Origin of the sequence: Legionella oakridgensis ATCC 33761 = DSM 21215, from assembly GCF_000512355.1 — a bacterium.
Lineage (GTDB): Bacteria > Pseudomonadota > Gammaproteobacteria > Legionellales > Legionellaceae > Legionella_A > Legionella_A oakridgensis.
In genome coordinates this window covers 1243482-1255604 of sequence record NZ_CP004006.1, presented here as the reverse complement: position 1 = coordinate 1255604, position 12123 = coordinate 1243482, and the positions used below count along the sequence as shown (strand labels likewise).

Here is a 12123-nt window from a genome sequence, read left to right as displayed (position 1 = left end):
ATTGCTATATTGAGAAAAAATAGGTAAGGAGTGTCTATTATGAACAAATACATCATCGGTCTGCTATGGGTATTATTTTTTCTTCCCGCGCAAGCGGCTGATGTTTCTGAAGAAGCCATGCAAGCACAACAAAGCGATCAAGCGCTATGTGTACAACAACAGCTAACGTTATGCATCGATAAATGCCGAAGTCGTGAAGATAATCATTGCATGCAACTGTGCAAAGAAAATATTAAAAATGAGTGTCGCGATGCGGGGGAATAAATGACTTAAAACCCGGTTACCGCAAGCATTAACCAGGCTACAAGGCTATAAATATTGAAGTGCGCCTGAAAACTTACGAAATCGCATATTTATATTCAGTCTGAAGGAAGCGTGATATGAATAATAAAGCCATGATTGTTATCAGTCTAAGCGTTGATGTTGAACTTGTCGCCGCTATGCCAGTCATGGAAGAACTCCAACAAAATATCTCACTCTCTATGAAGCAAACGGCCCGGAAGGGCTAAAAAACTTTTCTAAGCCTCATGCGTGCCCCATATCGTTTAAAATAAAATGCGTCTTGGAAACAATGGGACTTGGGGAAAAATGCAGTCATCATCAAGGAAGATGCCACCACGTTTATTTCAATATTCAGGTATCCAGATTAAACAGACATCGATGGCAACAAATCATCCCGAAGAACAGGTTCCAATTTCTTTTGCACAGCTATGCTTAAATGTTCCTATAGAACATTCCCAAGATAAGTACTGTATAAATTAATGTAAGTTCCATCGTTTTCCATAATTTGAAGCTGCTGATTAAATTGCTGAATTAAGTTGATATTTTTGGGCAGCGCCATGATTCCCATCCCTTCGCCTATAATGGTCGGAGGTCCCAGCAATTGAAATTGTCCTCCTCCATTTTGTTGCCAATAAATGGCTGTCGATTCATGGACGAATGCTGCTGCAATCTCTTTATTAGATAAAGCAGTAAGAACATCCGCTATATCATCAAAAGCTTTAATTTGAAATTCATCGGCATAATTGGTATTTAAATAATTATAAAAGACTCCTTCGTCTTGTTCGCCTCTGATGACGCCAACGCTCTTTCCCTTTAAACCGGTGATGGACTGGAGATTATTATCCTGTAGCGTTAAAAACTCTCCTTTACTAAGCAAATAAGGAGTAGTAAATATATAGCGATTCAACCTTTCTGGGGTAATGACAATCCCCCCAATAGCCACATCAATAGCTCCTGAGTCTAATGCTCCAAAAATTTTATTAAAATCCATAGGCACCATCTGACATTGCAAATTCGTTCTACGACAAAGAGACTGAATTAAATCCACATCAAATCCTTGATTGACGGACATGACAAACGGTGGGTAGAAAATCATGGTTCCTACTTTAATGACATCGGCAAAAACAAGAGAGGTATAAGCGTAAAAAATGATGGGAAATACTATAAATTTGAACCATTTCATTTAATCTTCCTTTCACATGCATCATCCTATAAATATAAAGATAGTCCAACGTTTTAAAAAAATATACATTTCAAGTATTTTTATAACAAAATCAACAGAGATTAAACTGTTTAAACCTTAATCCTACTTATCACTCCATTTTGATCATTAAAAGTTCGTCATTCATTTCATTAAAACGTTATGACTTTATCGCTACTAATCACCCACTCTGCCAATTCCGCCATCGTTGACTTTTCAGCACCTTCAAAATATGGGTGATTTTTATATAAGCCGCACCGCGCCATACAAGTGCCACATACTTTTACGGTTATCCCTTTGATAATTAAGGATTTTAGCATTGCCGATAAGTCTTGATCATAACCAGCAGGAGGCTTGTTTGCCTCACGAGCCATATCGACAGCATCATTCATCAAAAACAGCCGTACTTCTTGACCGGTTTCTAAAAGCTTTTCTGCCAATCGCAATCCATTCCATGCCACATCAGAGCCGTCGTATGGGGCATGATTAAAAATGATAAGACAACTCATGTGTAGATTTCTCCTTTCATAAAATATGATAAATTCAGCCCAAAACCAAGTTTATAACTTAACATGCATCATTTTTTTCCATCTGTATAAAAAAGCCTCAGCACCCTTCTTGATCTGTTCACTCGTCAAATCTTGCTTGTGTGTGGCGAGCCTCCAGGAATAACCAAATGGGTCATTGATTTGTCCCACCCGATCCACGGACTGGTTACTTTAATCGGACTGCTTAGTAAACACGGTATTTTAATCGTACCATTTGCTAATGACTTACAACAAGAAGGTAAAAATAAACGCCAGGCTGTTGAAATGGCCGCCAGCATACGGCTTCGCCCGATTTTAATGACCACTGGTGCCATGGTTCTGGGTGTCATTCCATTGATTCTCGCCACTGGAGCAGGAGCGGTCAGTCGTTATAATATTGGTTTGGTTATTGCTTCCGGCATCGACATTGGAACTTTATTTACCTTATTTGTTGTACCGGCGGTGTATATGCTTCTAGCCACAGAACATTCATCAGAACATACGAAAAAACGCTAATCTGCGCGTTAAAAAGAAAATTTTGATTTGGTCATTTAGTTAGTCTAAACTTCCGCATCAAAATTTCTTTCTGCCTTGATCTTAAGCGTTTTTCATAAATCCAGGAATCCCATGGAAAATTTCCAATTTTTATTTAAACCTGTTGCTAAAACTCAACAGCAGCTCATTCATGAATGGATTGCTCAACCACACATTAATCAATGGCTCCATGGGGAGGGATTAAAAAATACAATTAAAGATTTAGAGCAATTTGTTCACGCCAAAAATCCTTGGGCTATGCATTGGATAGCTTATGATAACGATGTGCCTTTCGCTTATCTTTTAACCTCTGAACTTGAAAAAACACTCGAGCAACCAAAAAGTGCCATCACACTTGACTTGTTCATTGGTAGGCTGGATTACATTGGAAAAGGAATTGCGGTTCAAATGATCCATGAGCTTTTAATGCAACATTTTTTGCATGTGGAAGAAGTCCACATTGACCCAGAAATCCGTAATGAACGTGCAGTGCATGTCTATAAAAAAGCAGGCTTTAAAATTACAGGTGAATTTATTGCACCTTGGCATCCTGTGCCACATTATAAGATGCGACTTATCATGGCAGATATCATTCAACCATAAATCGCTCATGACAGACGGACTCGTAATTTAGATTTTTTAATCTAAAATTATACAAAAACCTATGTTTTAAAACGCTTTAAAACACAAGGGCAACATTATGCATATTAAATTGGCTGTTTTTATCTTTTTCATGTTTTCCTGCACCGCCTATGCAGATGATACAACAACCATTGGTCACTGGGCTCAACACGTATTAGTGGAAACTCTTTCAGCCAGTTATAAAGACACGCCTGCTGAAATTGCAGCCGTAAGAAAAAATTACCTTCCAGGCGCCTGGGGACCAATGCATCAGTTTTTGCTTGATAAGCGTGTTGAGATTAATAAAAAGAAACTTACTTTACACCCTAAACCGCTACACCCCCCTGTCGTAATAGCCAGTAATGATTGTGGATTATCACCGTGCTGGAAGGTAAGCCAATCTTTTAATATCCCTGAAATGTCTCTTACACTTGATTTTTCCTTGCAAATTGTTCCGGCAAGTCTTGTTAAAAAGGCCACCTCTCTTTTTTAATTCAAAGCCTTTCTATTGTTATCCATGATCAAACCAGAACGTTTTGATACACACATTTAAGTTAAACCAAGATCAGCATTAACGAGTCTAATCTCAATTCGTTCTTTTCCCCTGCCAATATTGCTCCTTTTTAAGGTAATAAACCCAACTTCTGAAGTTGTTTTTACATGCGTACCACCGCAAGCTACTTTGGAAAAACCATGAATTTCCCAAAAACGTCGTTGCTGCTTAATATCAGAAAAACCTGTATTAATTGGTTTGTCTTCCAGGATGATTTCATTATATTTAGCCAATACATGTTCAAAGATATAAGAAATATTTTTATTGTAAAAAAGTCTATTCTGGCTTTGGTTTCACCAATATGCGCTCCTATTTTTTTAATGCCGAACATTTGCGTCATAAGCTCAAGCACCAATTCAGCAGCAAAATGCAAACGCATGAGTCTATATCTTCGAGGCCAATCAATTTCCATCGCCACTGTATCGCCTGGAGTCAGGGCATGGTTGTCTGGAAGAATATAATAAATCAGGTTACCGATCATTTCTGAATGAATAACAGCTAATCCATTAATGTAAGCTCTATCGCTTTCTTGTCCGCCAGAAAAAGAAAATGCAATGGTGTCATCAAATAAAACTCGATTATCATCAACCGTCAAAACGGTGGTTATTAAATGACGTTGATAAGGGTCGGTCCAAAATAATTTTCTCATCATTAACCTATTTCACTGAAACTATTTGTCCATGAATCAACCATTCGATATCACGAGCATACAGACTAAAAACAGCATGTGGAGTTCCAGCTGCTGCCCACAATGTTTCAAATTTCAGCAAGTCTTCATCGATAAAAATAGAATGGATGATCTGTTTATGTCCCAGCGGTGGCACACCCCCTATCGCAAAGCCAGTTATCTCCCGCGTAAAATCAGCATCAGCTTTAGTAATTTTTTCCCCCAGTAAAGTTTCAATGCTCTTCTCATTAACACGATTGGCCCCAGAAGCCAAAATAAGAATAGGTTGATTTGTTTCTGTTGAACGAAATAATAATGACTTCATAATTTGCCCTACATCACATCCTAAGCTTGTCGCTGCATCATGAGCGGTATGTGTACTGGAAGACAGCTCCAATATCTCAACAGTTAATCCTTTTTTTAACAACGCCGTTTGTACACTCTGCGCACTTTGACTCAATGGCTTATTACCCTTAGGCATGTTTACCTCCATTTATTATCGCCAAAGTGAACATTTTCTAGTTAATTCAGTCACCTTATTCCAATCACCAAATAAAACAATTCCAAAATAAATAAGATGTTCATCATGCACTTGCAATGTTCTCTCAAGTTGTTCTTTATACGTACCGACCGTCATCGTATCCGTGAAATCATTAAATAAAATATGGTTTGCAATAGCTTCTGCACGCAACTTTCTAATTTTATTTGAATTTTCTGATAAAATAATAAAAGGCATTTCAGAAATAAATGGATGTGAGCCATCATCAGCATCATAATAAGTAGCGAGACGTAATGCCTCTTTACCGATAACTGAACCTAATCCAATGCACAGATGAGCCAGCGCATTCATGACTTTACCCGGCTCAATATTTTTATTAAGAACTGCCACCAACTTATTTTTAAACTGTTCTGCCGCCATACATCTCCTCCATATTAAAGTTTTAATTCACAACTTGTGCGCTATAACGCATAATAGAATAATCGTATCATTGTGCGTTATAGCGCACAAGCTGTTTCTTTGAATTTAGACGAGATTGATTATGGACGATATATATAAACGTATTGCATTAACTTTAAAAAACCTACGTCATGAACGCGGATGGAGTCTAGACAAAGCGGCGCATGCAACAGGCGTGAGTAAAGCCATGCTAGGACAAATAGAACGAGAAGAATCTAGTCCAACGATTGCGACTTTATGGAAAATTGCCAGTGGTTTTCACACATCGTTTTCTTCCTTTATTGAAAACATAACGACGGACTTTGATGAAGCGATTTATCGAACTGGGCAGGCACAAAATCTCCATCCCAATGATGAGAACATTCGAGTACTGCCAATTTTTCCTTTTGATGGCCAATTAAATTGTGAAATTTTTATTATTGAATTATTGCCTGGATGTGAGCATCTATCTCCCCCCCATAAACATGGGGTCATTGAACATGTCATTGTAATAGAAGGAACCATGGACGTTTTAATTAGGGGAAACTGGCAAACGATAGGCTGTGGAGAAGGAGTGCGATTTAATGCCAATCAAGCCCATGGGTATCGAAATCCCTCCCTTGCCATTGCCCGTTTTCATAACATCATCCACTATCCTGAATCTTGAACAATAAGCATTCATAGACCTTTTACCTAGGCAAAAGGTCTAATGAATCTTACTGCTTGCATCATCTTCATTTTTCAAGGCTGCAAGCAACGCTAACACAGCTAACTGCCCCATGTCTTCTTTGGGGCAAAAATCCATAGCCGTTGCAAATCCTACTTGAGACTCATCGACAGGAAAATCAACCGTACCATGCAGAATGGGGGCAATTTTTTTAATCATCGCCTGCATGGCAATATCATCCATCAAGACGACAGCTTGTTTCCTGTTGGATATCATTTCATATAATGTTGTATAAAGCGCGTATTTCAATAAATACAAGGCGTGATCCTTCGCTTGCTCTAGTGTATCAAGCTGAATTAGATTTGATCCATGATATAAGTGGGTAAATTCATAATCATAAGGTGAAAAATCATTGTGAATGATAGACTGATAAACATCCTTAGCTTCACATCTGAAAAAAAGCAGGTGCCTACCACGCCTACTTAATTCAATGATCTTAAAATATCCTTGAAAAATGCATGAAGATTCCCAAATAGCAACAAGCACCAGGGTTTCAATATTGATGTCGATAAAATTTTCTTTATTTACCATCACAGAACTACTGTCTATTCTGAAGATTTTTATTACACTTGTTCTTTACTATATCATTTTTAAAAGATAGGGATAACGAGATTTTTCATGATTTCTATTGGGGATATATTACTTAAGATAGACATTCGGGCACGTTACGCGCCCGGATTCAATACACAGCATCATGCCATGTTGGTTTGTGACATTCAACAAGGTCATCCTGTTGTGGCGCATATGAAATTCACCGATTTCGCCAAATACACAGGCCACCTTGTGATCGAGCCATGTCCAGCGGCGAAAGATGTGGTTGTCATTCATTGCCCCCTTTTTAGTGAGGCATTACGCGCTGAGATTGCTGCGATTGCCTATGAAGCGGCACACAATAATGTTTTACGAATTGAAAAAGAGTTTTTAGAAACCGAATATCATGAAGCCAATGATTATTGCAGTCTTAATTTATCTGAATTAAGAAAAAACACGAGGCGTTATCCCATTCCCCGACAGATGTTTTGACCGAAAAAGAACGCCTAATCAGTTGTCATGATTTTGTTTTATCCACCATCCATCTTGCTTGTGCTCGTTTAAGTGTCCCCATTCCTGATGGTTTAAATCTTCCTCCTAAATTGGCATGGTCTCCTCTGCTGTATGCATCAGTCCAAGCTGATCCAGAACTTGAATACAATGTGATTGATCGCCTAACCCCCCCATCAACATCCATCATCGCAAATAAACCGGCTTTTTTCGCTCCGCAACGACCTCAACGCACAACAGCATCCTGTTTTACAAATCAATGTGCTATTTTATAAGCATCATAGTGCTCATGAACACACTCATCATTAGAATGAGCACCGCAAAGTCGCCTAATCAGGGACATTGCCAGGTTTCAATCGGTACGTTGTCAAACCAATAATACAACATGGCTAAAATAAGAAACCATCACAGCAATATTAAAAAACCCAATGATAAAACTCCATTTTAATCGTGTTGAGGGAGTATTGGGTAAACAATTGGCTAAATAAAGCGTTAAAATAACGCCCAATAACATGCTAACTTGCGTTAAAAGTTGTTGTGTCAATGGAGTGAAATTAATAACAATAATCATAAGCCCCACGTACAGCAGAAACCAGGCAATGTAGATTGAAACAATGAGTTTAACAATACAAAAGCTTAGGATATTGCTTGTGTCCGCTGTTTTTGCTAGTGAGCGTTTCACGATAAAAAGGACACAATACAATAAGAGGGCAACCATTCCTAATATATTAATAAGCATGAGATTAAACGACATCATTTGCAAGGCTGAAAGAACCATTACAAATTGCAGGAGCCAAAAAATAACTGGAAAATTTATAATAATTTTTAATTTTTTCCAGATAAAAGCATTGGATTGGCTTTTCAGGCATGCAGCCCATCCATTGTGAAACAGGGTAAAATCATTATCATTATATACCCAGGAAGTAAGCAAAAAACAAAAGAACCAACTTACGGTAAAAAATAGCCCAAAACCTAAATTTTGTATTAAAGACTGATGATAAAGACTGCCAAATATAAATAAAGAAAGTAACAGGTAAAGCAAGGCTAAATGCAATACTTCCCCTGCAATATTGTTTTTAGCTTGACCAAGCTGATTTGAATTATCCAAGTGTTCTCCCTGCTTCTTGAACTTCTGTCTTAATATTGCCAGTTTTTATCGTTGCTGGGAACTAAGAACGTTTATAGCAAGCATACAAAAAACAAATGCAGTTAATTTATTAAAAAAAGCTTGAGCGGTAGCATTGGAAAAAAGACGATCTTTTAAATAAACAAATAAAAAACATACAGAAAATTGATGGCTGTTCCTAAAATTAAAAACACCCTCCTAACGTTACTAACTGCAGCTCTACCTTACCCTGTCCAGGATCTACAAACTGAGGTAAAAAGGTTAAAAGAAAATACCCACTTTAGGATTTAATATATTGGTAAACACTCCATTTTTATAAGATTTCCAAACAGAAATTACTCGTACCTGATGAAGATTAGGTTGCTTTTTTGCATACGACCATGCTTGATAAGCAAGATAAAATAAATAAAAAGCCCCAATGATTTTAATGACATTAAAAAGCAGTGGCGAATGCATCAAAATACCAGATAATCCCAATACCGAAGCAATAACGTAAATGGCAAGTCCCGTTCCAACACCAATGGTTGCAACTACTCCATGCTTAAAGCTGTTAAGACTTTGACTGGCAATGTACAATACATCATTGCCTGGCGTTAACCCTAAAATAATGGTTGCCGTTAGAAAAAACAAATTCTGTTGCATCAGGAAACATCATCTCCATCTCTATTTTATTCAGCATTAAAACCATTATTGAAACATAACAGCCTATGTTTACATGCCATGAAATACTCTTCAAACTCACAATTATACACAAAACCCCAATGATGGTCTTAATTTTTCCTTAATGTATTTTATTTAGAATACCATTTTTATTTTGGGAGTAACCAATGCCTTTTAATATAGAATTAACTAAACAAAGCAATGCAATAATCAAAATACAATCTGTAAAAAACACCATTAGTATTTATATTAAAGGCACGTCGAAAGCTGTGGAATTAGCTACTTTAAGAAATTGGCAGCATTTGGAAAATCATTTTATTAACACAATGCCAGAATATCATGCCGATTGGGTAAGAGGCCCTGATGCCCCTCATATTAAGAAAAACCATACTTCTTCCTATGAAGTAACTTCTACTCATTATCATTCTGAATTTAATACTGAAATTACTCCCGGGATGTTTTCTTTTTATTTAAGAAATATTTTTACACAACAACTTGCACATCCAAGTGATGAATATCAATTTTTGTCAACTCCGCTGAAGTTGAAAGCATTATTGAGACATATGCCATCTACTATCGTGAGTATAAAGACTCAAGTACAGAAGAAATATATGAATCGGAAACGACACTGACTTCTGAAGAACAACAAGCGTATGATGCGGCTGTTATGGATAGTAAAATTCATCGCTCCATTGGTAGCCTATTACCGTTAATATTCTTAGTAGGCAGTGGCCGGCATGGAATATATCGTGCGCCAGCAGCTGCCACTTTAGCAGATAAAGAAGACACTTTGTCTTTAGACGATGGAAAGTGCTCTATTATGTAATATTTTAATGCCTGAGCAAAAGCTAGGGCTCAGGCTTAAACTACTTTCGGAGTTTTAAACCAAGTCATTTACGACCCATAGGCAAATAGCACTATCCACCTTATAAATCAAACATCCTTATGGCAAGAATAAAAAGAATCAATGCCCCTATTAAATTAAATAACGGCCCTAATCTCTTTGACACTCGTTTTGCAATCGCCATTCCCAAGATGGTGGATGCAAAAGCCCAACCGCCAATGGAAATAATAAAAGGAATTATAGGCTTATCAGCAACACCTAATCCAACGCCCACAGCAAGCGCATCGATGCTCGTTGCCAGAGAAACCATGAGTAACCTGATAAATCCGTGAAATTTAACATCCAGTTGAAAGTGACTAGGCTTAAGCCCCGATAGACCTTCATAAACCATATGGATTGCAACTGCTGCTAACAGCAAAAAAGCTATCCACTGGTCAACTGGACTGAAGCGAGAAACAATCTTTTCCCCAGTCATAGCTCCTATGAGTGTAATCAAGGCTTCTGTGCCACCTGATAAACAGGCAAATATTAAAGCATCACGGTTTTTATGAGGCCTAAACCCCATAGCTAACGCCGCCGAGAAAGAATCAGCACTTAAAACAAGTCCAATAAGAATTACTTCCATTAACTGCATCATAAGAAATTTTGTAACTCCCCACGTCATCCCGAGTGCAGCGAGGGATCTGCCTGCAGTGGCACAATTTTTAAAGTATCGATGGATACAAATCGTTCCATTCAGGATTCAATGCATTAATCAAATCATGCTTCTTTTTTCGAGACCACCCTTTGATTTGTTTTTCTCACTCAATAGCCATGACGATGCCTGAACAAACTTCAAAATAAACCAGTCGATCCACATTGTATTTTTGGGTAAATCCAGCCACCAGTTTATTTTTGTGTTCATAAACACGGCGTATCAAATCATTGGTAACACCGGTATACAAAACATTATTGTGTTTATTGGTCAGAAGGTAAACGCAAGACTCCGTATGCATATACTATTCCTTGCTCTGTTGGACTGTATTGTTATCTCAGATTCCTGATAACACAGGGATAGTACCAGAAAATATAGATTGGATGGAACTGATAATGCTTAATCCTTGTTTACGGATCGTACTGATAAATCCTCGGATACGAGCAAATTGTTCAGCGCCTTGAGCGGTCCGAAAACCACCGGATATTTTTTGTTTGCATTTCATCATTCGTAAATCACGCTCAGCATCATTATTGGTAAATGGAACTGCCAGATCATGAAGAAACCGTAAAACGTCTTATTTGTAATGAAATAAACGCCACAAGAGGTTGTGACCTGTCCGTCGAGGTTGTCGACCCTGTTTGCCTTTGCATGGCAATGGCGGCAGCGTTTCATGATACGCCAGCCCATCTCGAATAATCTTCTTGTAGATGTTGGTCAACCGCTTGATGCGAGCAACAGGTATTGCATGATGTGCATTAAAATGACGACAGCGAAGAGCAACACGTAATAGTCGGGTCATAGCCTGTGCCCATGGTTCTTTGTCATGCTCGGTTATTGCTTTTAATTCACGCAAGTGATGCTGGTTGCATAGGGCATGCTCCACACCTCCCAAATTGTAATAACTTTTCCAGTGATCATGAATGACGGTACCTGAAAGGCCATCCAGTAATGATTTTCGTTTTGGAGATATGTGATAATAAGTTGCCGTTTTAATCGATGCCACATGCAACCATTGTGTTTTTCCGGCCACACGAAACCCTGTTTCATCCAGGTTTTTTACGGCAGCAGTTTTGACTGCAGACAATACCGATTCTTCAAATGATGCCAATGTATCAAAGGCAATCCGGTTATATCCAGTCCGTGTTGCAGTAGCCAGTTGAATTCCGTACAGGTCATAAAACAACTGTTGCAGCCTGTCTTCTGGAATAAAATGCTGATATTGATAATACACGCTCCAACTACGAATAACTTCACCGTATTGGACAGGGGCAAGAACACCTGCAGGAAATGCTGCTGTTATCGTTTTATTACAGCACTCGCAATATTTTACTTCAGCCTGATGTTCCGTGACTTCAATTTTGGGTGGTGGAATATCAAAAACCTGGCGCTTCACAATTCCAATCACCGGCGTTGAAACTAATGAACCATAACAATCCGGGCATGTTAGCAATACATGGTTTTTGACAATATCTGGTGATTTAATCTGTTTTAACGTTTCGCCCTTGTGGCCTTTTGGGCCACCACTGTTACGTTTCCCATTTTCACGTAGTGATGTCGTACGGCGTAGTTTGCCTAACCCGTCACTTGACGGGGGGCTTTGAGCTGTTGCTGCTATTCTTGTTCAGTCGTTTTTCCAGCTCTGCTATTCATGCAGCTATTTGATCATAACCGCATAATTTTTCAAGTGTTTTTTACATTAATTTAAT

At 38.3% G+C, this 12123-nt stretch carries 19 protein-coding genes and 3 pseudogenes; 10 read left to right on the top strand and 12 right to left on the bottom strand.

Translation table 11 applies throughout. From position 1 onward, the window contains the following. Nucleotides 1-39: 39 nt before the first annotated feature. Nucleotides 40-264, top strand: coding sequence for a hypothetical protein (locus tag LOA_RS06065; RefSeq protein ID WP_025385570.1), 225 nt, complete (start codon nt 40-42; stop codon nt 262-264). Between the two features lie 116 nt (nt 265-380). Then, nucleotides 381-509 (top strand): hypothetical protein, encoded by a 129-nt coding sequence (locus LOA_RS15785; RefSeq protein ID WP_272946930.1) that lies wholly within the window; start codon nt 381-383, stop codon nt 507-509. Between the two features lie 215 nt (nt 510-724). Here LOA_RS15785 and LOA_RS06060 read toward each other — a convergent pair whose 3' ends face one another. Further along, nucleotides 725-1465, bottom strand: a complete 741-nt coding sequence (locus LOA_RS06060) for a transporter substrate-binding domain-containing protein (RefSeq protein WP_025385569.1) — start codon at nt 1463-1465, stop codon at nt 725-727. A gap of 170 nt (nt 1466-1635) precedes the next feature. Next, nucleotides 1636-1992: a DsrE/DsrF/TusD sulfur relay family protein gene (locus LOA_RS06055; RefSeq protein ID WP_025385568.1), complete on the bottom strand. Its 357-nt coding sequence runs from the start codon at nt 1990-1992 to the stop codon at nt 1636-1638. A gap of 198 nt (nt 1993-2190) precedes the next feature. Between LOA_RS06055 and LOA_RS06050 the strand changes: the two are divergent. The 3 genes and pseudogenes from LOA_RS06050 to LOA_RS06040 all read left to right on the top strand — a co-directional run. Beyond that, nucleotides 2191-2526 (top strand): annotated as a pseudogene (locus LOA_RS06050) (efflux RND transporter permease subunit); the annotation flags it as partial. Nucleotides 2527-2637: 111 nt separating this feature from the next. Further along, nucleotides 2638-3147: a GNAT family N-acetyltransferase gene (locus LOA_RS06045; protein WP_035893908.1), complete on the top strand. Its 510-nt coding sequence runs from the start codon at nt 2638-2640 to the stop codon at nt 3145-3147. A 97-nt stretch (nt 3148-3244) separates the two neighbouring features. Beyond that, nucleotides 3245-3658, top strand: coding sequence for a hypothetical protein (locus LOA_RS06040; protein WP_238551348.1), 414 nt, complete (start codon nt 3245-3247; stop codon nt 3656-3658). Nucleotides 3659-3714: 56 nt separating this feature from the next. Here LOA_RS06040 and LOA_RS06035 read toward each other — a convergent pair. From LOA_RS06035 to LOA_RS06025, 3 genes and pseudogenes are all read right to left on the bottom strand, one after another. After that, nucleotides 3715-4367 (bottom strand): annotated as a pseudogene (locus LOA_RS06035) (alanyl-tRNA editing protein). Nucleotides 4368-4374: 7 nt separating this feature from the next. Further along, nucleotides 4375-4866 carry a YbaK/EbsC family protein gene (locus LOA_RS06030; protein ID WP_025385566.1) on the bottom strand — a complete coding sequence of 164 codons (492 nt, stop codon included), beginning with the start codon at nt 4864-4866 and terminating at the stop codon, nt 4375-4377. Between the two features lie 15 nt (nt 4867-4881). Next, the gene (locus LOA_RS06025) at nt 4882-5304 is read right to left on the bottom strand and encodes a DUF2000 domain-containing protein (protein ID WP_025385565.1); all 423 of its coding nucleotides are present in this window, start codon (nt 5302-5304) and stop codon (nt 4882-4884) included. A gap of 121 nt (nt 5305-5425) precedes the next feature. On the opposite strand from LOA_RS06025, the gene LOA_RS06020 reads away from it, so the two are divergent. Continuing rightward, the gene (locus LOA_RS06020; RefSeq protein ID WP_025385564.1) at nt 5426-5989 is read left to right on the top strand and encodes a helix-turn-helix domain-containing protein; all 564 of its coding nucleotides are present in this window, start codon (nt 5426-5428) and stop codon (nt 5987-5989) included. Between the two features lie 39 nt (nt 5990-6028). On the opposite strand, the gene LOA_RS06015 is transcribed toward LOA_RS06020, so the two are convergent. Then, nucleotides 6029-6580 (bottom strand): hypothetical protein, encoded by a 552-nt coding sequence (locus tag LOA_RS06015; protein WP_025385563.1) that lies wholly within the window; start codon nt 6578-6580, stop codon nt 6029-6031. An 87-nt stretch (nt 6581-6667) separates the two neighbouring features. Between LOA_RS06015 and LOA_RS06010 the strand changes: the two genes are divergently transcribed. Next, nucleotides 6668-7072, top strand: coding sequence for a hypothetical protein (locus LOA_RS06010; RefSeq protein ID WP_025385562.1), 405 nt, complete (start codon nt 6668-6670; stop codon nt 7070-7072). Further along, a complete protein-coding gene (locus tag LOA_RS06005) occupies nt 7069-7365 on the top strand; it encodes a hypothetical protein (RefSeq protein ID WP_025385561.1) in 297 nt (98 codons plus the stop codon). The genes LOA_RS06010 and LOA_RS06005 overlap by 4 nt, the downstream gene beginning before the upstream one ends. A 92-nt stretch (nt 7366-7457) precedes the next feature. On the opposite strand, the gene LOA_RS06000 is transcribed toward LOA_RS06005, so the two are convergent. After that, entirely contained in the window at nt 7458-8198 is a 741-nt protein-coding gene (locus LOA_RS06000; protein ID WP_025385560.1) for a hypothetical protein, read from the bottom strand. 279 nt (nt 8199-8477) lie between these two features. Then, nucleotides 8478-8858: a LysE family translocator gene (locus LOA_RS05995; protein ID WP_052335900.1), complete on the bottom strand. Its 381-nt coding sequence runs from the start codon at nt 8856-8858 to the stop codon at nt 8478-8480. 185 nt (nt 8859-9043) lie between these two features. Between LOA_RS05995 and LOA_RS05990 the strand changes: the two genes are divergently transcribed. Together LOA_RS05990 and LOA_RS14665 are read left to right on the top strand one after the other, a co-directional pair. After that, nucleotides 9044-9508, top strand: coding sequence for a hypothetical protein (locus LOA_RS05990; protein WP_025385559.1), 465 nt, complete (start codon nt 9044-9046; stop codon nt 9506-9508). 35 nt (nt 9509-9543) lie between these two features. Then, nucleotides 9544-9702 (top strand): hypothetical protein, encoded by a 159-nt coding sequence (locus LOA_RS14665; protein WP_158423026.1) that lies wholly within the window; start codon nt 9544-9546, stop codon nt 9700-9702. A gap of 100 nt (nt 9703-9802) precedes the next feature. Here the strand turns inward: LOA_RS14665 and LOA_RS05985 are convergent, their stop codons facing one another. The 4 genes and pseudogenes from LOA_RS05985 to tnpC all read right to left on the bottom strand — a co-directional run bounded on the left by LOA_RS05985 (nt 9803) and on the right by tnpC (nt 12032). Next, complete coding sequence (locus LOA_RS05985; protein ID WP_238551347.1) at nt 9803-10357, bottom strand: manganese efflux pump MntP; 555 nt, start codon at nt 10355-10357, stop codon at nt 9803-9805. Nucleotides 10358-10520: 163 nt separating this feature from the next. After that, nucleotides 10521-10715 (bottom strand): GIY-YIG nuclease family protein, encoded by a 195-nt coding sequence (locus tag LOA_RS05980; protein WP_238551346.1) that lies wholly within the window; start codon nt 10713-10715, stop codon nt 10521-10523. A gap of 36 nt (nt 10716-10751) precedes the next feature. Then, a pseudogene (locus tag LOA_RS14435) lies at nt 10752-10976 on the bottom strand (IS66 family transposase); the annotation flags it as partial. A 15-nt stretch (nt 10977-10991) separates the two neighbouring features. Next, entirely contained in the window at nt 10992-12032 is a 1041-nt protein-coding gene (gene tnpC, locus LOA_RS05975) for an IS66 family transposase (RefSeq protein WP_118996637.1), read from the bottom strand. Nucleotides 12033-12123: the final 91 nt, after the last annotated feature.

Coding starts and splice junctions, on each gene's coding strand:
- LOA_RS05980 (WP_238551346.1), bottom strand. CDS start 10,715: ATGCATACGGAGTCTTGCGTTTACCTTCTGACCAATAAACACAATAAT.
- LOA_RS14665 (WP_158423026.1), top strand. CDS start 9,544: ATGGATAGTAAAATTCATCGCTCCATTGGTAGCCTATTACCGTTAATA.
- LOA_RS06020 (WP_025385564.1), top strand. CDS start 5,426: ATGGACGATATATATAAACGTATTGCATTAACTTTAAAAAACCTACGT.
- LOA_RS06010 (WP_025385562.1), top strand. CDS start 6,668: ATGATTTCTATTGGGGATATATTACTTAAGATAGACATTCGGGCACGT.
- LOA_RS05990 (WP_025385559.1), top strand. CDS start 9,044: ATGCCTTTTAATATAGAATTAACTAAACAAAGCAATGCAATAATCAAA.
- LOA_RS05995 (WP_052335900.1), bottom strand. CDS start 8,858: ATGCAACAGAATTTGTTTTTTCTAACGGCAACCATTATTTTAGGGTTA.
- LOA_RS06015 (WP_025385563.1), bottom strand. CDS start 6,580: ATGGTAAATAAAGAAAATTTTATCGACATCAATATTGAAACCCTGGTG.
- LOA_RS05985 (WP_238551347.1), bottom strand. CDS start 10,357: ATGATGCAGTTAATGGAAGTAATTCTTATTGGACTTGTTTTAAGTGCT.
- LOA_RS06065 (WP_025385570.1), top strand. CDS start 40: ATGAACAAATACATCATCGGTCTGCTATGGGTATTATTTTTTCTTCCC.
- LOA_RS06045 (WP_035893908.1), top strand. CDS start 2,638: ATGGAAAATTTCCAATTTTTATTTAAACCTGTTGCTAAAACTCAACAG.
- LOA_RS06055 (WP_025385568.1), bottom strand. CDS start 1,992: ATGAGTTGTCTTATCATTTTTAATCATGCCCCATACGACGGCTCTGAT.
- LOA_RS15785 (WP_272946930.1), top strand. CDS start 381: ATGAATAATAAAGCCATGATTGTTATCAGTCTAAGCGTTGATGTTGAA.
- LOA_RS06030 (WP_025385566.1), bottom strand. CDS start 4,866: ATGCCTAAGGGTAATAAGCCATTGAGTCAAAGTGCGCAGAGTGTACAA.
- LOA_RS06060 (WP_025385569.1), bottom strand. CDS start 1,465: ATGAAATGGTTCAAATTTATAGTATTTCCCATCATTTTTTACGCTTAT.
- LOA_RS06040 (WP_238551348.1), top strand. CDS start 3,245: ATGCATATTAAATTGGCTGTTTTTATCTTTTTCATGTTTTCCTGCACC.
- LOA_RS06025 (WP_025385565.1), bottom strand. CDS start 5,304: ATGGCGGCAGAACAGTTTAAAAATAAGTTGGTGGCAGTTCTTAATAAA.